We start from the raw sequence: 21,377 nt of genomic DNA, 5'->3' as shown, positions 1-21,377 counted from the left end.
GGTTACAGTTGAAGTTGCTAAGTCGTCGAAAGACATAGCCCTGTTCGAAAGGGATTGAGACTCGATTGCTTTAACAAAGTTTTCATGGTGGTTTAGTCGAAAGACATTGCCCTGTTCGAAAGGGATTGAGACAGTGTGACAAATCCACCTTGCCCAGCTGTTGTTGTCGAAAGACATCGCCCTGCTCGAAAGGGATTGAGACTGTAGACGTTTGAAGAAGCCTTTGCCTGCTTCTTTGGTCGAAAGACATTGCCCTGATCGAAAGGGATTGAGACTCCTTGGAGATTGTCATACTAATACCTTGCACGTTGTCGAAAGACATTGCCCTGATCGAAAGGGATTGAGACTCCTTGGAGATTGTCATACTAATACCTTGCACGTTGTCGAAAGACATCGCCCTGTTCGAAAGGGATTGAGACCTCGTCTGTAATTTGACTTGCACTCATTTTCATAAGTCGAAAGACATTGCCCTGTTTTAAAGGGATGTATATCGCTAAAGTGCGGTTAGTTTTCAATATAAATTGGAAATTGACCGCACTTTTTATTTCCTTTCATTTTTACAAATTTGCATTTTCACCTTTCTATCTATTACTTTTTTATAATTCACAGCGTCAGTAATTGATTTTTAGCTCAGAGGGTTGAGCACTAATTTAATTTGTTAAGAATTTATACAGAAAAAATAGAGAATTAAGCAATTATTGGCACATAAAAATTGTTCTAATTAAAAAATATGAGGGAATGAAAATGGCTGGAATTAATAAAGTAATTATTATTGGTAACTTGGGGAATGCACCAGAAATTCGGGCGATGCAAAATGGTGATACGGTTGCTAATTTAAGTGTGGCGACATCTGAAAGCTGGGTGGATAAAAATACGCAGGAAAAACGTGAAAATACCGAATGGCACCGCATTGTGCTTTATCGTCGATTAGCCGATATTGCAGGTCAATATTTACGTAAAGGATCAAAAGTTTATGTTGAGGGGAAACTGAAAACACGTCAATGGCAAGATGAGAAAGGGCAAACTCATTATGTGACAGAAATTATTGGTAGTTATTTGGAAATGCTAGGAAGTAAGGCGGAAAATAATCAGATTGACCCATCTATTCCATCGGTAAATCAAGAGAAGCCGACATCAAATTATTTAAATAAACATCATAGCGATGATCCATTCCTTGATGGTTCAGATGAAAAAGATTGGCCATTTTAAGAAGGTTTAATGATATGCAGTATCAAGAAAAAAAATTAACGATTGAACAAAGATTAAAAGAGAAATTGAAACCACAACAATATAGTAACCTTTTAAACAAAATTCAAAGTTGTTCTCCGTCCCAAGAGGAGGCTTTATGGCAAATGCTCTATATTTTAGAAGAAACACCAAAGCATGTTTGTTTACAAGGTGCTGCGGGTAGTGGGAAAAGTTATTTAGCGGGGATCTTGAAAGATATTCTAGTGTCACTTTACCCGGATTCAGTCTATGCCGCGGCCTCAACCCATCAAGCTAAACGTGTACTGAGTAAAAGCTTGGGTGGTTTTGGCTGTGTGACACTGCATAGCCTTTTAGACTTAAAACCTGAAGAAGAGGAGGATAAATTACATTTTATTCCACGGAGTAAATCTATTGCTGTATTTGAGTTAAATGACGATGTGACGACTTTAGAAAGTAATCATGAAGAGAGGGAGACTTTATTTTTAATTATTGATGAAGTTTCAATGGTAGATTCTCAAGTCTTTACTCATATGAAAGAAGTTATCCCCGAGCATGTAAAAATTATCGGTATTGGCGATCCTTATCAGCTTCCACCAGTATATCAAGAAGATCACAAAATAGTAGAGAAATCACGTTTCTTCACGGATAGCGCATTTTGCCAAGTGCATTTAAGTGGGGTGATGCGACAATCTATTGGCTCACCGATTATTAAACAAAGTGAAGAAATTCGTTTAATGCAGCGTGATACATTAACCCCAGAAATGTCTTCAAAAGGTGTTGGTATTATTCAATATCATTCGATAAAAGCATTTGCAGATGCTTATTTAGAACGAGTTCATTCGGCTAAAGATGCACTGGATTGCCGTATTTTGGCATTTACGAATAATAAGGTGAATGAGATTAATCGCTATATTCGTCAGCAAATTCATAAAACGAATGAACCTTTAATTGTAGGAGAATATTTAATCTTACAGGAGCCAGTAAGAGATCCGGATGATATTAAAAAGGTGATGATTAGTAATGGTGAGATTTTAGAAGTTGTGACTATTCAAGAAAAAAATAAAAATTTTTGTTTTAATTTTAGTAAACAAAATCTTTCTGTGAATTATGCTGAGATTGAGGTTCGCATTTTATATGATGATGAGCAGAAAGATAGATTGGTGAAATTAAATATCATCCCTGATGAAAAACAATATGAAGAGTTTAAAAAAGCGCTTTCATTTGAAGCATTGCAACTAAAAATTGCAAAACGGCAAGGTTTATTGAAAGGGCAAGAAGCCGGTTTTATGTGGCATTATTGGTGGAAAGATCGCGTCTTTTTTATTTCGACAAAATCTATTTTCGCCTCAACCGTGCATAAAACACAAGGTACCACGCTAGATTCTTCATTTGTTTATACTTCAGATTTTGCCGCTGCGAAAAATATTGATTTAGAGCTGTATTATCAACTGTTATACGTTGCGATTACTCGAGCGAAAAATCAAGTTCATTTCATCTAATAAAAAGTGGGGAAACCCACTTTTATTTTTACAATTTTGTAATTTCCTCTTTTAAATGCTCTGCTTGTTATGATGCCTTTATCAAAACAAGGAGAGAATCATGTTAAATATTCAACAAAATACTAATCATTATTTAAAAGGTGGTTATTCTCTTCCTTACACTTCAAGTGAATTACTTGCTATTTCTTTAGGTTACAAAGAAGTATTTCACTCACGTTCTTATAATCAACGCTACTTTATTCTCAATGGGAAAAAGTGGATCCATAACTTAGATGCATTACGTCATAAATTAAATCGTGAATATGGTCGTTATATTACCGATGAAGAGCTAGAAGCATCTGAGCCGGAAGGCTTTGGCTATGATGTTACAGCTTATTTTGAGCATTGCGTTGTGCCAGTAAAAGCTGTGTCGAAAACAAATGATTTTAAAGAATTAATGAGACAAGTGAGTCTTTCTCATTAATACAAATTTGTAATTCACTCGATTTATTTTTAATTCTTTTATTATAAGCATAAGTTAATTATTAGGAGTTAATATGTATTATTTAACAAATCACAATTTTGGTAAATTATTAGGTGCATTATATTTGGATCTGCCAATGAATTATGCAGAGGCTTATGATAACTATTATTCAGAATACCGCTTAGCGAGTTTTGATCTCGATCTTCATTTCTTTACAAAGGATGAAGCGCGAGCATTAGTTATTGCGGATAAACTTGTTAAAGATATTAAATTTGTTGCAACTGAAGTCCAGATTGCACGTTGTAATGCTGAGCAAAAAAAATGGGTTGAAAAAATTGTGCTACCCGCATTTCATTCACATAAAAAGTGTAATTTGTTATCGAGCGATTTTGAGAATTTTTTAATTCCAGAATCCTGCCCAGAGTCACGTCGTGAAGAATATCGTACTTATTTTTTAGCACATAAGGATCGTTACGGCCGTACTGAAAATAAGGTTGCACCAATTGTTTTTTGTCGCCTATTACAAGAAAAATTTAATTTATCCGAAGAACTTGTTGATTTGGAGATGCATCATTTCAGTAGAACAAACTACGACAATTCAGAAGTGGTAGAGTTTAATCACACCCTTGATTTTGAAAAAGAAGCAATCAACATTCAAGAAATGATTGATCGTTTTAGTACTAGAGTATCCAAGTGCAAACCAAGAGAGGTTCGTTCGGCTTATTATCGCCAGAATTCAGAGGTTTTATCAGAGGAAGAGCGTGCCATGATTACGACTATCCAGCAAGAGCGTAAGCAGATTTATGCGCGCATTCTTAATTTTTATTTCCAAAAGCTTTTTAAAGAAGGCGCGGATATTCCTTTGCATATTTTAGAATTAGCAGGGTTTCAACCTTGTAAGGGATGTTGCAAGCATTTATTAGCCGAGTGGTAAATAAATGCTGAAACCCCTATTATTTTTGACCGCACTTTATTTGAAAGTGTGAGGGTAACATCTAAATCTTCAACCAAAATCTACAAGCCTTACAAAGTCCCCATCAATTGATTTCTATATATCACGCATCATTTTCAATTTCTTGCCTTAAGGCATTTTCTTTATCTGGTTTATATTTTAATAAAGTATTTCAATAAGTTATTTTCAATTTTACCAATAAGGCTGATATTCTAAAGCTAGAAAAAATAAAAAAATAGCGGTAAAATAGACCGCACTTTCGATTGGTTTAGAAAGGAAAAAAACATGCAATCTGCTCATTATTTGCTCAAATCAAGAGCCAACTCCTTAACCTTCCAAAAAAATTGGGAAGTGGGTCTGAAAGGCCGCATGATTCCTGCCTCCAGCATACCGCTGCAGTCGAAAGACATCGCCCTGCTCGAAAGGGATTGAGACGAAGAGGATCAATTAACACGCCTTGAACGTTATGTCGAAAGACATCGCCCTGCTCGAAAGGGATTGAGACTTGATTCTCGAATACTTGGACTTCTCTGTCCTTTTGTCGAAAGACATCGCCCTGCTCGAAAGGGATTGAGACGCCAAAGGCCAAACAAAGCCATCAGTGGTGACGTCGAAAGACATCGCCCTGCTCGAAAGGGATTGAGACTCAACTGCGTAAGACTTGGCATCGGCATATTACGTCGAAAGACATCGCCCTGCTCGAAAGGGATTGAGACCTAACATCTGTAATTGACGTTCTTTCTTCCATTCACGTCGAAAGACATCGCCCTGCTCGAAAGGGATTGAGACCCAAAGTGGTTTTAATTCGTCGTATGATTTTTGTCGAAAGACATCGCCCTGCTCGAAAGGGATTGAGACTCAGCAATAGTAGCAATACCAGTTGGTACTGTTCCTGTCGAAAGACATCGCCCTGCTCGAAAGGGATTGAGACATCAAAATGTTCATTGCTTCGGCACTCGTCATCAGTCGAAAGACATCGCCCTGCTCGAAAGGGATTGAGACACGCCTGTTGGATTGCGATCTGGTTGGTATTTAATAGGTCGAAAGACATTGCCCTGTTTGAAAGGGATTTTGTAAGGATTTATTTTGTAAAGGTAAAGAAAACGGTCAAAAACCTATTTATTTTTGACCGCACTTTATTTGAAGAAGGGATTAACGTTTAAACATGCCGCCTAAACCACCAAGGCCACCTAAGCCGCCTCCGCCCATTAAGCCTTGCATGCCACGCATCATTTTCGCCATTCCACCTTTGCGCATTTTCTTCATCATGCGTTGCATTTCGTCAAATTGTTTCAGCAACTTATTCACATCTTGCACTTGTGTACCAGAACCTAATGCAATACGACGACGGCGAGATCCTTTGATAATATCTGGATTGGCGCGTTCTTTTAAGGTCATGGAATTAATGATAGCTTCCATTTTGATAAACATTTTGTCATCTACTTGATTTTTGACATGATCCGGTAAGTTTTTCGCACCCGGTAATTTTTCAAGCATCGACATCATGCCACCCATTTTTTTCATCTCACGAAGCTGTTCACTGAAATCGTCTAGGGTGAAATCATCACCTTTCTTGAATTTCTGTGCCATTTTTTCCGCTTTTTCGCGATCCACAGAACGTTCCAGATCTTCGATAAGGGAAAGCACATCGCCCATGCCTAAAATACGCGACGCTACGCGATCAGGATGGAATGGTTCGAGGGCTTCTGTTTTTTCACCCACACCAAGGAATTTAATCGGTTTGCCTGTGATTTGACGGATAGATAAAGCCGCACCGCCACGTGCATCACCATCCACTTTGGTTAAGATAACCCCGGTAAGAGGCAAAGCTTCATTGAAGGCTTTTGCAGTATTTGCCGCATCTTGACCGGTCATTGCATCAACCGTGAAAAGCGTTTCAATTGGATTTAATGTTGCGTGAACTTGCTTGATTTCATCCATCATCTCACTATCAACGTGTAAGCGACCTGCCGTATCCACAATTAATACATCGTAGAATTTAAGTTTCGCATCAGCAAGTGCTGCTTTTGCAATCTCTACCGGTTTTTGTTTAACATCAGATGGGAAGAAATCCACGCCAACAGACTGCGCTAAGGTTTCAAGCTGTTTGATCGCAGCAGGACGATATACGTCGGCAGAGACTACAAGCACTTTCTTTTTATGACGTTCGCGTAAGAATTTCGCTAATTTACCCACGCTGGTGGTTTTACCCGCACCTTGCAAACCCGCCATTAAAATAACTGCGGGTGGCTGTGTTGCTAAGTTTAAGCTCTCATTGGCTTCCCCCATGGCTTTTTTGAGTTCACGTTGAACGATTTTTAAGAACTCTTGGCCTGGTGTTAAGCTTTTATTGACTTCTTCGCCTAATGCACTTTCTTTTACTTTGGCGATAAATTCACGTACGACAGGCAACGCAACGTCAGCTTCTAATAACGCCATACGCACTTCGCGTAGGGTTTCTTTAATATTATCTTCAGTTAAGCGACCTTTACCGCTAATGTTGCGTAGCGTTTTGGAAAGGCGATCCGATAAATTCTCAAACATTTTAAATCCTGTTTTTTCTTAAAAAATTGCCGTGATTATACCGAAATTTGGGCGTTTTTCATCATTTCAAATAAAATTATGGCGATCTAGAGAAAAGATCCGTTAAAATAAGAATAATTCCTAGTAAAGAGAACGCATTATGTGGTTTGCCCTTTTTTCGATTATTTTTTATATTCTTAGTCTATTGCTGATCGCTCCATTTTTGATGAACTCATCAGAAGGGAAGTTGAGTCAAAGCAAAACTCCATTTTTTCTGACCGCACTTGCAGCAATTATTCTGCATGCTGTTAGCACTTTCCCTTTGTTAGAGGATTTGGCCTCAGGACAAAGTTTTACTCTAATGGAAATCGCTTCCTTAATGAGTGTAATTATTGCCGCATTGGCGACGCTTTCAATGTTTCTGGTTTCCACGATGTGGTTTGTTTTACCGATCGTGTATGCGTTTTCGATCATTAGCTTGATCTTTGCGACATTCTTATCAAGCCATATTATTCAAATGCTTAATCAAAATATATTGATGCTGTTCCATATCGGCTTGTCGCTGTTTACCTATGCAGTTTGTTTTATTGCAACGCTTTATGTGATTCAGTTGGTCTGGTTAGACCGTAATTTGAAAAAACGTAAAATTCAATTTTCGCCAGCGATTCCACCATTAATGGCGGTAGAACGTCATTTCTTCTGTTTATTTGCGATGGGAGAAGTATTACTGACACTGACTTTAATTTCGGGTACTTATCATGTATTACAAGCGGTGACTCTAGAAAATCTGCACAAAGCAATTTTCTCTTTCCTTGCTTGGATTAGTTTTGGTATTGCTTGTTTTGGTCATTGGCGATTAGGCTGGCGTGGAAAAAGGATGATTATTTACGCAATTTCGGGTATCATTCTGCTCACGATTGGCTATTTTGGTAGCCGTTTGATTTAATCAAAATCAAAGAACAGGTAAAAAGTGCGGTAAAAATGACCGCACTTTTTGTTGATTAACAAACAAAAGGATTGACCCTTGGACAGTATCCCCCTTAGTACTTTATTTATTACACTCATTATTTGTTTAGTTTTATCAGCCTATTTTTCCGGCTCAGAAACCGGATTACTCTCTCTCAATAAATATCGTCTTCGCTTTCTGGCGGAACAAGGCAATAAAGGCGCGCAAAAAGCAGAAAAACTGCTTGAAAAGCCTGATACCTTGTTAAGTTTTATTCTGATCTTTAATAACCTTGTGAATATTAGTGCGTCAGCTATTGCAACCATGATTGGTATGCGTTTATATGGTGATGCGGGGGTAGCAATTGCAACGGGTTTATTAACCTTTACGATGCTCGTTTTTTCTGAGATTTTCCCTAAAACCGTTGCAGCGATGCATCCAGAGAAAGTAGGTTTATTTTCAAGTCACATTTTGTCGTTATTGTTAAAAGTATTCTATCCATTAGTTTGGTTAATGAATCTTTTCACGAAGACATTAATGCGAATGGTGGGGTTAAAACCTGATATGCAAAAGCAAGTGATTAGTCGTGAAGAACTCCGTAGTATTGTATCAGAAGCGGGAGAAGCCACACCCGATGAACAGCATCCACAAATGTTGCTCTCTATTTTAGATATGGAAACCGTGACTGTCGACGATATCATGGTGCCACGTAATGAAATAGCAGGGATTGATATTGATGACGATTGGAAAGCCATTATGCGCCAGCTTAATCATGCACCACATAACCGAATTGTGTTGTATAAAGGCAGCCTTGATGAGCAAGTATTAGGGATTTTGCGTGTGCGTGAAGCGTTTCGTTTGTTATTAGAAAAAAATGAATTTACTAAAGAAACCTTATTACGTGCCGTCGATGAAGTGTACTTTATTCCAGAAGGGACGCCACTGAAAACACAATTAGCGAATTTCCGTACGAAAAAAGAACGTATTGGTTTAGTGGTGGACGAATATGGTGACATTAAAGGATTAGTCACGCTTGAAGATATTTTAGAAGAAATTGTGGGTGATTTTACAACCACTACTGCACCGACTATTGAACAAGAAGTCGTTCAGCAATCTGATGGTTCGATGATTATTGAAGGCTCGGCAAATCTTCGTGATTTGAATAAAATGTTTGGTTGGGAATTAGATACAGAGGATGCACGCACCTTTAATGGTTTGATTCTCGAACATCTTGAGGATATTCCTGATGAAGGAACGGTTTGTGAAATCAATGGCTTACGAATTACCATTTTAGAAGTCAGCGATAATATGATTAAACAAGCAAAAGTAGAGAAATTGGCCTCTTAAATGTGGCTTTTTCTAACCGCTCTTTTGTTTAAGAAGTACGTTATTTTTACAAAGGATTGAATATGACAGATGAGATTCGTTTAACACAATACAGCCACGGCGCAGGTTGAGGTTGTAAAATTTCGCCTAAGGTGTTAGGGACAATTTTACAGACTAAACTCGAAAAATTTGCTGATCCCAATTTATTGGTCGGTAACGAAACAGCGGATGATGCTGCGGTTTATGATCTTGGTAATGGTACTGCAATTATTAGTACCACGGATTTTTTCATGCCGATTGTGGATGATCCTTTTGATTTTGGTCGTATTGCTGCCACCAATGCCATTAGTGATATTTTTGCAATGGGCGGTAAGCCGATTATGGCGATTGCCATTTTAGGATTCCCTATTAATAAATTGCCGGCAGAAGTGGCACAGAAGATTGTTGATGGTGGCCGTTTTGCTTGTCATCAAGCGGGGATTTCACTGGCTGGTGGACACTCGATTGATGCGCCAGAACCCATTTTTGGTTTAGCGGTAACAGGCGTTATTGCAACGGATCGTGTAAAACGTAATGCCTCAGCAGAAGCAGGTTGTAAGCTTTATTTAACCAAACCATTAGGTATCGGTGTGCTGACTACTGCAGAGAAAAAAGGCAAATTAAAACCAGAACATCAAGGCTTGGCAACGGCAGCCATGTGTCAAATGAACCTGATTGGCAGCCAATTTGCAGAAGTTGCAGGTGTAACCGCCATGACAGATGTAACTGGTTTTGGTTTATTAGGGCACTTAGCTGAAATCTGTGAAGGCTCAAATCTTAATGCGGTTGTGCATTTTGATAAAATCAAATTATTAGATGGCGTAGCAGATTACATTGCAGAAGGTTGTGTACCAGGTGGAACCAACCGTAATTTTGAAAGCTATGGTCATAAAATTGGTCCCTTAACGGATTATCAAAAGGCGGTACTTTGCGATCCTCAAACCTCTGGTGGCTTGTTGATTGCGGTTAAACCAGAAAGTGAGGCGGAAATCTTAGAGATTGCGAAAAAAGCCGGTATTGAGCTTAGCGAGGTCGGTGTATTAAAACCTCATCAAGAAGGTGTATTGGTTGAAGTCGAATAAATCATTTCGTCAAAATAAAAGTGCGGTGAAATTCACCGCACTTTTTTATTCTTTATTTTCCTTGTTTTCTTTGTTGTTGGAATACATCGAGTCAATAATATGACGATAGCGTTTCATAATCACTTTTCGGCGTAATTTGAGTGTAGGTGTTATTTCACCAAGTTTTACGCTAAATGCTTGAGAGAGTAGCGTAAATTTCTTCACTTGCTCGAAGTGCGCCAATTCTTTTTGAAGACTTTCGATACGTTGTTCAAACATCTTGATAATTTCAGAGTGTTTGAGTAATTCCATGCGATCTTGATACTTAATATTCAGTTTTTTCGCATATTCTTCTACGCTATCAAAACAAGGCACGATCAACGCTGAAACATATTTTTTTGCATCAGCAATAATCGCAATTTGTTCGATAAATTTATCTTTACCGATTTTACCTTCGATATATTGTGGCGCAATGTATTTGCCGTTAGAGGTTTTCATCAATTCTTTAATACGATCGGTAATAAATAAATTACCTTCAGCATCAAACTCACCGGCATCTCCCGTTTTCAAGAAACCATCTTCGGTGAAGGCTTGGACAGTTTCTTCAGGCTTTTTATAGTAACCCTTCATCACCATACCGCCACGCACCAGAATCTCGTTATTTTCACCAATTTTAACTTCGGCGTTTGGCATCAGTTTACCGATAGAATTTGGATTAAAATGATGATCATCCCAACAAGAAATAGTTGCCGTGGTTTCAGTCATGCCATAACCGAGTTTGATATTAATCCCAATGCTATGGAAGAAAAGGCCAATGGTTGGTTCTAATTTTGCGCCACCACAAGGCATCATTTTAATGCGTCCACCTAACAATGAACGCAGTTTAGACAGTACCAATTTATCGGCAAGTGCATAGCGTTTTTGCAAGAAGAAGGAGACTTTTCTATTTTGAGAGAGAAGATCAAAACGTTTTTGCCCCACTGCAATCGCCCAGTGGAAAATCATCTGACGAATGAAAGGGGCTTTTTGTACTTTATCCAGTACAGCAGAATAAATTTTTTCATAGAAACGTGGTACCGCACACATAAAGGTCGGGCGCACTTCTGTTAATGCTTCACGTACTTGATTGGTGTCTTCGAGATAACAAAGGATTGCTCCGCGATGTAACACATAGGCAACCCAAGCACGCTCAAAAATGTGGCTAAATGGTAAAAAAGAAAGTGAAACCTCATCTTGATTAACATCTAATGCAATATCATGGGCTTCAAGTTGATGCGCCAAGTTACTGTAATCGAGCATGACGCCTTTGGGTTCACCTGTTGTGCCAGAGGTATAGATGATCGTGAATAAATCATCCATTGCCTTATTTGCTAAGCGAGTTTCAAATTCAGCCTGAAATTCGGCTGTACCTAATTGAATTAAATCGTCCCAATGGCAGGAAAGGGTGCTTTCAGTCAGTTTAATTTGTTCTTTCATGGCCACAATTTTTTGTAATTGAGGACACTGATGCGCAATTTCTAACGCTTGATCATATTGTTCTTGGTCACCAACAAACAGAATTTTGACATCGGCATGATTTAAAATAAATTCAGCTTGTTGTGCCGTATTGGTTGCATAAATGGGAACGGTGATGGCGCGGACTTGAAGTGCCGCAATATCGGCAATAGTCCAACGTGACATATTGTGTGCAAAAATTGCAATTTTATCTTGTACTTGAATATTGCAAGCAAGAAAAGCTAATGAAAGCTGATCAAGCTGTTGTTGGAATGCGTTCCATGAAATATCTTTCCATAAGCCATTAATTTTATGGCGAAGTGCGGTTGCATTTTGACGAATTTTTGCCTGTTGACGAATTCGATTGACGAAATGACGTTCTAAATTCATATAAGCCTTATTTGAGCGAACAACTGTACGCTAATATAAACGAAATAAATTTAAAATCTAGTGAAATGTTGTTATTTTGTGAATATAGAATAAATAATAGACATATTTATTTTTCTATTTTTATCTCTGGATGAGAAATAAAGAATTTAAAAATATTGATTAAGTGAAATGGATTGGAAATAAAAAAACCGCTCTAAAAAGAGCGGTTAATTTTTTAGCTATTTTTGATTAGCCTTTGTAGTTGTAAATGTGTGCAACTAAGTCTAATACTTTGTTTGAGTAGCCAGTTTCGTTATCGTACCAAGATACTAATTTAACGAAAGAATCAGTTAATGCGATACCCGCATCAGCATCAAATACAGAAGTTAAAGCACAACCGTTGAAGTCTGTAGAAACTACAGCATCTTCAGTGTAACCTAAAACGCCTTTTAATTCGCCGTTGAAAGTTTTACCTTCAGCTGCATCTTTGATTGCTTGCTTGATTTGTTCGTAAGTTGCTGGTTTTTCTAAGTTTACAGTTAAGTCAACTACAGAAACGTTTGGAGTAGGAACACGGAACGCCATACCAGTTAATTTACCGTTTAATGCTGGTAATACTTTACCCACAGCTTTCGCTGCACCGGTAGATGAAGGGATGATGTTTTGTGCCGCACCACGACCACCACGCCAGTCTTTAGCTGATGGACCATCAACAGTTTTTTGAGTCGCTGTGGTTGCGTGAACTGTAGTCATTAAACCATCTTTGATACCGAAAGTTTCGTGAACAACACGTGCTAAAGGTGCTAAACAGTTTGTAGTACAAGAAGCGTTAGACACGATGTCTTGGCCTGCGTATGCACCGAAGTTTACACCACGTACGAACATTGGTGTGCTATCTTTAGAAGGACCAGTCAATACGACTTTTTTCGCACCAGCAGTGATGTGTTTGCGTGCTGTTTCATCAGTTAAGAATAAACCTGTTGCTTCAACTGCAACATCAACGCCGATCGCACCCCAGTTAAGGTTTGCAGGATCACGTTCAGAAGTAACACGGATAGTTTTACCGTTTACGACTAAGTTACCGTCTTTAACTTCAACAGTACCGTCAAAACGACCGTGAGTTGAATCGTATTTCAACATGTAAGCCATGTATTCAACGTCGATTAAGTCGTTGATACCTACAACTTCGATGTCATCGCGATGTTGTGCTGCACGGAATACGATACGACCGATACGGCCGAAACCGTTGATACCAATTTTAATAGCCATAAGATTTTCACCTTCTATTTTTTTAAGTTAAACAAAATCGTTGCTCTAACGAGTTCCCGTCGATTATAGCATGGGCATTTTGATAAAAAAAAGGGTATATACCACTTTTTTGTGATCTCGATCACTTTTTAACAATTTGGTAAAACAAATGAAAATTTGACCGCACTTTTCGTTTTCTTTTTGTATAATAAAAACAAACAACAAGAAGAGGTTTCAATTATGTCTCAAGGTAATTTATATATTCTTTCTGCACCAAGTGGGGCGGGCAAGTCATCATTAATTTCGGCGTTATTAGAGAAGAATCAAGGCACGAAAAAAATGGTATCTATTTCACACACAACACGTTCACCTCGACCAGGTGAAAGTCATGGTGTGCATTATTATTTTGTTTCAGTAGAAGAATTTGAAACCTTAATTGAAAAAGGCCACTTCTTAGAATATGCAAAAGTGTTTGGCGGTAATTATTACGGCACTTCATTGCCAGCAATTGAAGAAAACTTAGCAAAAGGCATTGATGTGTTTTTAGATATTGACTGGCAAGGTGCACAGCAAATTCGTCAAAAAGTACCTTCTGTAAAAAGTATTTTCATTTTGCCACCGTCATTGCCAGAATTAGAACGTCGTTTGATTGGACGCGGACAGGATAGCAAAGAGGTGATTGCTGAGCGAATGTCAAAAGCAATCAGCGAAATTTCGCATTATGATGAATATGATTACGTTATTGTGAATGATAATTTTGAACAGGCATTGGCAGATTTACAAAGCATTTTGCAGGCAGAACGCTTGACCAAAGCTTATCAACAAACAGAAAATGCAGACTTAATTCACCAGCTACTAGCAAAATAACCTTGAATTGAGTACAATATTTCCCCTTATAGACATTATTTTTAACATCGGAGTAAAACATGGCTCGAGTGACTGTGCAAGATGCAGTAGAAAAAATTGGTAACCGTTTTGATTTAATTTTAACCGCCGCTCGTCGTGCGAGACAATTAGAGTTACATCAAAGTGAGCCGTTAGTGCCGGAAGATAACGATAAACCAACTGTAATCGCATTACGTGAAATCGAAAAAGGGTTAATCAACCAAGAAATCATGGATGCAAAAGAGTATTTAGATGCGGCAGCTTCTCAACGTAGCGAAGAAGTGGCTGTAGCGTTAATCGCAGAATAATCTCATTAAAGTGCGGTCAAAATTAAAGCTATTTTGATCGCCTAGTCTTTCTCTCTACAAAAAGTCAGGTGTCCTTTGGAATTGTTTGCAGATTTAGATCGAATTATTCAGGGGTATTTGCCCGCCGATAAAATTGAATTAATCAAACGTGCATTCGTCATTGCGCGAGATGCTCACGAAGGACAATTTCGCTCAAGCGGCGAACCTTACATTACTCACCCTGTTGCAGTAGCTTCAATTATTGCGGAAATGCATTTAGACCATGAAGCAATCATGGCTGCATTATTGCATGATGTTATCGAAGATACCCCTTATACCGAATCCCAATTAAAAGATGAATTTGGTGCTAGCGTAGCCGAAATTGTTGACGGCGTATCGAAACTAGATAAATTGAAATTCCGTACCCGCCAAGAAGCACAGGTTGAAAACTTCCGCAAAATGATTTTAGCGATGACTCGAGATATTCGCGTCGTCTTAATCAAACTGGCTGACCGTACCCATAATATGCGAACGTTGGGTTCATTGCGTCCGGATAAACGCCGTCGTATCGCAAAAGAAACTCTAGAGATTTACTGTCCCTTAGCCCACCGTTTAGGCATCGAACATATCAAGAATGAATTAGAAGATTTATCTTTTGAAGCTATGCACCCCCGCCGTTATGAAGTACTTAAAAAGTTCGTCGAACAAGCGCGTGGTTCTCGTCAAGAATTGATTCAACGCATATCTAATGATATTTCACAACGTCTTGATAATGTAGGCATTACAAATCGTATTTGGGGACGTGAAAAACATCTCTATAAAATTTACCAAAAAATGCGCACGAAAGATCAGAAATTCCATTCTATTATGGATATTTATGCTTTCCGCGTTATTGTGAATTCGGTTGATGATTGCTATCGCGGGTTGGGGCAAATGCATAGTTTGTATAAACCTCGCCCTGGTAAAGTGAAAGATTATATTGCTGTGCCTCGTGCAAATGGCTACCAAGCACTGCAAACGTCAATGATTGGCCCTCATGGGGTGCCCGTAGAAGTTCATCTTCAGACTGAAGAAATGGAACAGGTTGCTGAAATGGGAGTTACCGCCCATTGGGTGTATAAAGAAGGTGGTAAAAACGATAGCACCACCGCTCAAGTACGTGCGCAACGTTGGTTGCAAAGCTTAGTGGATATTCAACAAAACGTGGGTAACTCCTTTGAGTTTATTGAGAACGTAAAATCTGAGTTTTTCCCGAAAGAAATCTATGTCTTTACGCCGAAAGGTCGTATCGTTGAATTACCAATGGGCGCAACAGCTGTCGATTTTGCTTATGCAGTGCATTCTGATGTGGGAAATCATTGTGTTGCGGCAGTAGTAGAGCATAAACCTTATCCGTTATCACAAGCTTTAGAGTCTGGTCAAACCGTTGAGATTGTGACCAGTGAAAATACTCATCCAAACGTTAGCTGGTTAAACTTTGTAGTAACTGCTCGTGCAAGAACTCGTATTCGTCATTTCTTAAAATTATTGCGTGCAGATGATGCCGTTCAAACTGGTAAAAAACAGCTAGAAATGGCCCTAAAACCACATTATCTCTCTGAGGTTTCTGAAGAGAAAATCCAAGCGTTACTAAATGAATTGAATCTCTCAAGCCTCAATGAGCTTTTTGAGGAAATCGGCGTAGGTAACCAAATGTCGAGTGTCATTGCTCATCAATTAATGGATGAAGCTATTGAAATTGATGTGGATGGTGTGTCTGAAAATACACAAAGTACACTAACATTGAGCCGAGATGGCGAAATGAAAGCGTCTTTCGCTCAATGTTGTCATCCAATTCCGGGTGATCCGATCGTGGCATTAAGTACGGCGAAGAAAGGTGTGGTTGTACATCATCAAGCTTGTTCTAATTTAACGTCAGGTAATGCCAAAGATTTCACCGCGGCAAAATGGGAAGAGGCTGAAAGTGCGGTCAATTTTGATGCTGAATTACACATTGAAATGCTTAATGAACAAAATGTATTAGGTAGCCTCATGACAGCGGTCGCGACTTGTGAAAGTAATATTCAAAGTATTTGGACGGAAGAATTAGAGAATAATCTGCTATTAGTCATTATCCAAGTTGGCGCGAGAGATATCTATCATTTAGAAAACATTATGCGAAAAATCAAACAAATTACCAGTGTGATTCGTTTGAAGCGCAATATTAATGAAGCATAATGAGCACGCAACTTCTCGATGCCGTTCCCCTAACCACTTTATCTGGTGTAGGCGCGGCAATCTCCGATAAATTAAGCCGTCTTGGAATTCATAATCTCCAAGACTTGCTTTTTCATTTACCTATCCGTTATGAAGATCGCACGAGAATAACACCCATTGCTGATCTTCGTCCTGAACAATATGCCACCATTGAAGGGGTTGTCCAAACCTGTGAAGTTGCCTTTGGGCGCCGTCCTATTTTAACCGTAAGTCTTTCTGATGGAACGAGCAAGATTATGCTCCGTTTTTTCAATTTTAATGCGGGGATGAAAAACAGTTTTCAGATTGGTACGCGCGTCAAAGCGTTTGGTGAAATTAAACGCGGGCGTTTTATGGCAGAAATTCATCATCCTGAATATCAAATCATACGGGATAATGCGCCATTGGTTTTAGAGGAAACGCTCACGCCTATTTATTCCACAACGGAAGGTTTAAAACAAAATTCATTACGTAAGCTAACCGATCAAGCATTGGCTTTACTCGATAAAATCCAATTAACGGAAATTTTACCTAATGAATTTAATCCACATCCTTTTAGCTTAAAGGAGGCTATTCGATTTCTGCATCGTCCGCCGCCAGATATCTCATTAGATATTTTGGAGAAAGGACAACATCCCGCACAGCAACGACTTATCTTTGAAGAGCTTCTTGCTCATAATCTTGCGATGCAAAAAGTGCGGTTGGGTACGCAGCAGTTTTTAGCGTTGCCATTGCATTATCAAACTGATTTGAAGCAACGTTTTCTAGCTTCTTTACCTTTTCAACCAACGAATGCTCAAAATAGAGTAGTAGCAGATATTGATCAGGATTTAGCAAAAAATTATCCGATGATGCGACTTGTTCAAGGGGATGTAGGTTCGGGGAAAACGTTAGTGGCAGCCTTAGCCGCCTTATTAGCGATTGATAATGGCAAACAAGTGGCTTTAATGGCGCCAACAGAGATTTTAGCGGAACAGCATGCAAATAATTTCCGCCGTTGGTTAGAACCTTTTAGTATTGAAGTAGGCTGGTTAGCGGGTAAGGTAAAAGGAAAAGCTCGCCAAGCGGAATTGGAAAAAATTAAGTCCGGTGCGGTACAAATGGTAGTGGGCACACATGCTTTATTCCAAGAAGAAGTAGAATTTGCTGATTTAGCCTTGGTGATTATTGATGAACAGCATCGTTTTGGTGTGCATCAACGTTTGATGTTGCGAAAAAAAGGTGAAAAAGCAGGATTTTATCCACATCAACTGATTATGACAGCAACACCAATCCCAAGAACATTAGCGATGACGGTTTATGCTGATCTTGATACGTCGATTATTGATGAATTACCTCCAGGTAGAACACCGATTACGACAGTGGTTATTTCAGAAGAGCGTCGTGATGAAATCGTTGCTCGAGTCAAAAATGCCTGTATTAATGAAAAACGTCAGGCTTATTGGGTTTGTACGTTAATTGATGAGTCTGAAGTGCTAGAAGCGCAAGCAGCCGAGGCCATTTGGGAAGATTTAACGAAAGCCTTGCCGATGCTTAAAATTGGCCTTGTACATGGGCGAATGAAACCGCAAGAAAAACAAGATATTATGGCTGCCTTTAAAAATGCAGAGCTCGATTTGCTTGTGGCTACAACTGTGATCGAAGTGGGCGTAGATGTGCCGAATGCCAGTCTAATGATCATTGAGAATGCAGAGCGTTTGGGCTTATCACAACTCCATCAGTTACGTGGACGAGTAGGGCGTGGCAGTACGGCGTCTTTTTGTGTCCTAATGTATAAACCGCCGTTGGGTAAAGTGTCGCAAAAACGTTTACAGGTATTGCGTGATAGCCAAGATGGCTTTGTAATTTCAGAGAAAGATTTAGAAATTCGCGGTCCAGGTGAGGTGTTAGGTACTAAACAAACAGGGATCGCCGAATTTAAAGTGGCGAATTTGATGCGCGATCGTAAAATGATTCCAACCGTTCAACATTATGCTAAGGCATTAATTGTAAAATATCCGGATGTGGCAGAAAGTTTAATCCGCCGTTGGCTAAATAATCGAGAAATTTATTCGAATGCCTAAAGTGCGGTTATTTTTGAAAGAGTTTTATAAATGAATAAATCAACGGTACTTTTCTTTGATTCTGGAATGGGGGGCTTAAGCGTTTATCGAGAAGCGAAAAAGCTGATGCCAGATAACCATTATTTGTATTGCTTTGACAATGCAGGTTTTCCTTATTCAGAAAAATCAGAAGAAACAATCATTCAGCGAACATTGGATATTTGTAAAAAAATTAATCAGGATTATCCACTTGATGCCATTGTGATTGCTTGTAATACCGCGAGTACGGTGGTGTTACCGCCTTTACGTGAACAATTTTCTATTCCGATTGTAGGCACCGTGCCAGCCATTAAGCCAGCAGCAGAAATCTCACAAACGAAACATATTGGTCTATTGGCGACAAAGGGCACGGTTAAACGCCCTTATGTTAATGATCTTATCCATCAGTTTGCCACCCATTGTATAGTTGAACGATTAGGCTCCACTAAATTGGTTGAAATCGCGGAGCATAAAATCCAAGGGAAATCGGTTGATTTGATTGCATTGAAAAATGAATTAAGTCCCTGGGCATTAATAGAGAATTTAGATACGATTTGTTTAGGCTGTACCCATTTCCCTTTAATTAAAGATGAAATTCAAATTTGCTTACCTCAAGTGAAGAATTTTATGGATCCAGGATTTGCTATTGCCAAGCGGTTGCAGTTCTTACTTGATAAATTAGAAGTGCGGTCAAAATTAGAGATGAAAAATCAGGTTTTTTGTACGCAGGATGTAGAGAATAAACACCAATTAGAACAAGCGTTGGCTCTCTGGGGATTTGATGGAATTACCGTTTTAAAATGATTTTTTCTCATCATGTTGGTGAGTTTGTAAGCAAATAGCAAAAAAATTTACATTTTTTACAAAAAGATCTTGCAAAGGCATCTGAAATGCCTATAATACGCCCCACACAACGACGCGCTGTTGTGAAGCTTTAGTAAAACCAGTGCGTCGTTGTTTTTTGCTCTTTAACAATATATCAGACAATCTGTGTGGGCACTTGTTGATTGACTTGTTTTAAAAATATTTTTTAATTTTGAAGTCTTAATAGGTGCTAACTAGAAATTCATAATACTTTTTTAAGTAGTGACATTTTATGTCAGCAGTATTGAGCGATTGAACTTGAATTGAAGAGTTTGATCATGGCTCAGATTGAACGCTGGCGGCAGGCTTAACACATGCAAGTCGAACGGTAACATAAAGAAGCTTGCTTCTTTGATGACGAGTGGCGGACGGGTGAGTAATGCTTGGGAATCTAGCTTATGGAGGGGGATAACTACGGGAAACTGTAGCTAATACCGCGTAGTATCGAGAGATGAAAGTGTGGGACCTTCGGGCCACATGCCATAGGATGAGCCCAAGTGGGATTAGGTAGTTGGTGAGGTAAAGGCTCACCAAGCCGACGATCTCTAGCTGGTCTGAGAGGATGACCAGCCACACTGGGACTGAGACACGGCCCAGACTCCTACGGGAGGCAGCAGTGGGGAATATTGCGCAATGGGGGCAACCCTGACGCAGCCATGCCGCGTGAATGAAGAAGGCCTTCGGGTTGTAAAGTTCTTTCGGTAGCGAGGAAGGCATTTAGTTTAATAAACTAGGTGATTGACGTTAACTACAGAAGAAGCACCGGCTAACTCCGTGCCAGCAGCCGCGGTAATACGGAGGGTGCGAGCGTTAATCGGAATAACTGGGCGTAAAGGGCACGCAGGCGGTGACTTAAGTGAGGTGTGAAAGCCCCGGGCTTAACCTGGGAATTGCATTTCATACTGGGTCGCTAGAGTACTTTAGGGAGGGGTAGAATTCCACGTGTAGCGGTGAAATGCGTAGAGATGTGGAGGAATACCGAAGGCGAAGGCAGCCCCTTGGGAATGTACTGACGCTCATGTGCGAAAGCGTGGGGAGCAAACAGGATTAGATACCCTGGTAGTCCACGCTGTAAACGATGTCGATTTGGGGGTTGAGCTTTGAGCTTGGCGCCCGTAGCTAACGTGATAAATCGACCGCCTGGGGAGTACGGCCGCAAGGTTAAAACTCAAATGAATTGACGGGGGCCCGCACAAGCGGTGGAGCATGTGGTTTAATTCGATGCAACGCGAAGAACCTTACCTACTCTTGACATCCAGAGAACTTTCCAGAGATGGATTGGTGCCTTCGGGAACTCTGAGACAGGTGCTGCATGGCTGTCGTCAGCTCGTGTTGTGAAATGTTGGGTTAAGTCCCGCAACGAGCGCAACCCTTATCCTTTGTTGCCAGCGATTCGGTCGGGAACTCAAAGGAGACTGCCGGTGATAAACCGGAGGAAGGTGGGGATGACGTCAAGTCATCATGGCCCTTACGAGTAGGGCTACACACGTGCTACAATGGCGTATACAGAGGGAAGCGAGAGTGCGAGCTGGAGCGAATCTCACAAAGTACGTCTAAGTCCGGATTGGAGTCTGCAACTCGACTCCATGAAGTCGGAATCGCTAGTAATCGCAAATCAGAATGTTGCGGTGAATACGTTCCCGGGCCTTGTACACACCGCCCGTCACACCATGGGAGTGGGTTGTACCAGAAGTAGATAGCTTAACCTTCGGGGGGGCGTTTACCACGGTATGATTCATGACTGGGGTGAAGTCGTAACAAGGTAACCGTAGGGGAACCTGCGGTTGGATCACCTCCTTACCAAAAACGAGAGACAATAAGTGTCCACACAGATTGATTGATATATTGTAGAAAATGAATGAAGAGAGAAAAGTGCGTAAGCAAAATGTAAGATAG

General features: G+C 39.8%; 15 protein-coding genes, 1 rRNA gene and 2 CRISPR repeat arrays (1 of these 18 only partly in view). Of the genes, 13 read left to right on the top strand and 3 right to left on the bottom strand.

All coding sequences use genetic code 11. The features are described 5' to 3' along the window. Positions 1-491: a CRISPR direct-repeat array (repeat unit 37 nt; unit sequence GTCGAAAGACATAGCCCTGTTCGAAAGGGATTGAGAC); it reaches 697 nt to the left of the window's first position. A 253-nt stretch (positions 492-744) separates the two neighbouring features. From INP95_RS09395 to INP95_RS09380, 4 genes are all read left to right on the top strand, one after another. Further along, complete coding sequence (locus tag INP95_RS09395; RefSeq protein WP_070869034.1) at positions 745-1,209, top strand: single-stranded DNA-binding protein; 465 nt, start codon at positions 745-747, stop codon at positions 1,207-1,209. Positions 1,210-1,223: 14 nt separating this feature from the next. After that, positions 1,224-2,708, top strand: a complete 1,485-nt coding sequence (locus tag INP95_RS09390; RefSeq protein WP_197560623.1) for an ATP-dependent DNA helicase — start codon at positions 1,224-1,226, stop codon at positions 2,706-2,708. 100 nt (positions 2,709-2,808) lie between these two features. After that, positions 2,809-3,171 (top strand): hypothetical protein, encoded by a 363-nt coding sequence (locus INP95_RS09385; RefSeq protein ID WP_197560622.1) that lies wholly within the window; start codon positions 2,809-2,811, stop codon positions 3,169-3,171. 73 nt (positions 3,172-3,244) lie between these two features. Beyond that, the gene (locus tag INP95_RS09380; RefSeq protein WP_197560621.1) at positions 3,245-4,105 is read left to right on the top strand and encodes a hypothetical protein; all 861 of its coding nucleotides are present in this window, start codon (positions 3,245-3,247) and stop codon (positions 4,103-4,105) included. Between the two features lie 416 nt (positions 4,106-4,521). Next, positions 4,522-5,199: a CRISPR direct-repeat array (repeat unit 37 nt; unit sequence GTCGAAAGACATCGCCCTGCTCGAAAGGGATTGAGAC). Between the two features lie 76 nt (positions 5,200-5,275). Here the strand turns inward: INP95_RS09380 and ffh are convergent. Then, positions 5,276-6,667, bottom strand: coding sequence for a signal recognition particle protein (gene ffh, locus INP95_RS09375; RefSeq protein ID WP_197560620.1), 1,392 nt, complete (start codon positions 6,665-6,667; stop codon positions 5,276-5,278). A 139-nt stretch (positions 6,668-6,806) separates the two neighbouring features. Between ffh and INP95_RS09370 the strand changes: the two genes are divergently transcribed. The 3 genes from INP95_RS09370 to selD all read left to right on the top strand — a co-directional run bounded on the left by INP95_RS09370 (position 6,807) and on the right by selD (position 10,039). Then, entirely contained in the window at positions 6,807-7,592 is a 786-nt protein-coding gene (locus INP95_RS09370) for a cytochrome C assembly family protein (RefSeq protein ID WP_197560619.1), read from the top strand. Positions 7,593-7,670: 78 nt separating this feature from the next. After that, entirely contained in the window at positions 7,671-8,939 is a 1,269-nt protein-coding gene (locus INP95_RS09365) for an HlyC/CorC family transporter (protein WP_197560618.1), read from the top strand. Between the two features lie 62 nt (positions 8,940-9,001). Then, positions 9,002-10,039, top strand: coding sequence for a selenide, water dikinase SelD (gene selD / locus INP95_RS09360; RefSeq protein ID WP_081279057.1), 1,038 nt, complete (start codon positions 9,002-9,004; stop codon positions 10,037-10,039). Between the two features lie 45 nt (positions 10,040-10,084). On the opposite strand, the gene INP95_RS09355 is transcribed toward selD, so the two are convergent. Together INP95_RS09355 and gap are read right to left on the bottom strand one after the other, a co-directional pair. Next, a complete protein-coding gene (locus tag INP95_RS09355) occupies positions 10,085-11,902 on the bottom strand; it encodes an AMP-dependent synthetase/ligase (RefSeq protein WP_049383313.1) in 1,818 nt (605 codons plus the stop codon). Positions 11,903-12,130: 228 nt separating this feature from the next. Then, positions 12,131-13,150, bottom strand: coding sequence for a type I glyceraldehyde-3-phosphate dehydrogenase (gene gap / locus INP95_RS09350; RefSeq protein WP_005695620.1), 1,020 nt, complete (start codon positions 13,148-13,150; stop codon positions 12,131-12,133). Positions 13,151-13,369: 219 nt separating this feature from the next. Here gap and gmk point away from each other — a divergent pair, with 219 nt between their 5' ends. From gmk to INP95_RS09320, 6 genes are all read left to right on the top strand, one after another. After that, the gene (gene gmk / locus INP95_RS09345; RefSeq protein WP_049365014.1) at positions 13,370-13,996 is read left to right on the top strand and encodes a guanylate kinase; all 627 of its coding nucleotides are present in this window, start codon (positions 13,370-13,372) and stop codon (positions 13,994-13,996) included. 59 nt (positions 13,997-14,055) lie between these two features. Continuing rightward, complete coding sequence (gene rpoZ / locus INP95_RS09340) at positions 14,056-14,322, top strand: DNA-directed RNA polymerase subunit omega (protein WP_049367045.1); 267 nt, start codon at positions 14,056-14,058, stop codon at positions 14,320-14,322. 75 nt (positions 14,323-14,397) lie between these two features. Further along, positions 14,398-16,518 carry a bifunctional GTP diphosphokinase/guanosine-3',5'-bis pyrophosphate 3'-pyrophosphohydrolase gene (spoT, locus tag INP95_RS09335; RefSeq protein WP_049367044.1) on the top strand — a complete coding sequence of 707 codons (2,121 nt, stop codon included), beginning with the start codon at positions 14,398-14,400 and terminating at the stop codon, positions 16,516-16,518. Continuing rightward, positions 16,518-18,599, top strand: coding sequence for an ATP-dependent DNA helicase RecG (gene recG, locus INP95_RS09330; protein ID WP_197560617.1), 2,082 nt, complete (start codon positions 16,518-16,520; stop codon positions 18,597-18,599). Before spoT ends, recG begins: the two co-directional genes overlap by 1 nt. A 30-nt stretch (positions 18,600-18,629) precedes the next feature. Continuing rightward, positions 18,630-19,421 carry a glutamate racemase gene (murI, locus tag INP95_RS09325; RefSeq protein ID WP_197560616.1) on the top strand — a complete coding sequence of 264 codons (792 nt, stop codon included), beginning with the start codon at positions 18,630-18,632 and terminating at the stop codon, positions 19,419-19,421. A 320-nt stretch (positions 19,422-19,741) separates the two neighbouring features. Then, positions 19,742-21,281, top strand: a 16S ribosomal RNA gene (locus INP95_RS09320). Positions 21,282-21,377: the final 96 nt, after the last annotated feature.

It is taken from the genome of Haemophilus parainfluenzae (assembly GCF_014931375.1).
Lineage (GTDB): Bacteria > Pseudomonadota > Gammaproteobacteria > Enterobacterales > Pasteurellaceae > Haemophilus_D.
Note: the sequence above shows the minus strand (reverse complement) of the source record. Positions and strands in the feature narration are given on the sequence as shown.

What these genes read in the sequence shown, in the direction of transcription:
- murI (WP_197560616.1), top strand. Translation starts at nt 18,630, where the DNA reads ATGAATAAATCAACGGTACTTTTCTTTGATTCTGGAATGGGGGGCTTA.
- INP95_RS09380 (WP_197560621.1), top strand. Translation starts at nt 3,245, where the DNA reads ATGTATTATTTAACAAATCACAATTTTGGTAAATTATTAGGTGCATTA.
- recG (WP_197560617.1), top strand. Translation starts at nt 16,518, where the DNA reads ATGAGCACGCAACTTCTCGATGCCGTTCCCCTAACCACTTTATCTGGT.
- gap (WP_005695620.1), bottom strand. Translation starts at nt 13,150, where the DNA reads ATGGCTATTAAAATTGGTATCAACGGTTTCGGCCGTATCGGTCGTATC.
- INP95_RS09355 (WP_049383313.1), bottom strand. Translation starts at nt 11,902, where the DNA reads ATGAATTTAGAACGTCATTTCGTCAATCGAATTCGTCAACAGGCAAAA.
- gmk (WP_049365014.1), top strand. Translation starts at nt 13,370, where the DNA reads ATGTCTCAAGGTAATTTATATATTCTTTCTGCACCAAGTGGGGCGGGC.
- INP95_RS09370 (WP_197560619.1), top strand. Translation starts at nt 6,807, where the DNA reads ATGTGGTTTGCCCTTTTTTCGATTATTTTTTATATTCTTAGTCTATTG.
- ffh (WP_197560620.1), bottom strand. Translation starts at nt 6,667, where the DNA reads ATGTTTGAGAATTTATCGGATCGCCTTTCCAAAACGCTACGCAACATT.
- rpoZ (WP_049367045.1), top strand. Translation starts at nt 14,056, where the DNA reads ATGGCTCGAGTGACTGTGCAAGATGCAGTAGAAAAAATTGGTAACCGT.
- INP95_RS09390 (WP_197560623.1), top strand. Translation starts at nt 1,224, where the DNA reads ATGCAGTATCAAGAAAAAAAATTAACGATTGAACAAAGATTAAAAGAG.
- INP95_RS09385 (WP_197560622.1), top strand. Translation starts at nt 2,809, where the DNA reads ATGTTAAATATTCAACAAAATACTAATCATTATTTAAAAGGTGGTTAT.
- INP95_RS09395 (WP_070869034.1), top strand. Translation starts at nt 745, where the DNA reads ATGGCTGGAATTAATAAAGTAATTATTATTGGTAACTTGGGGAATGCA.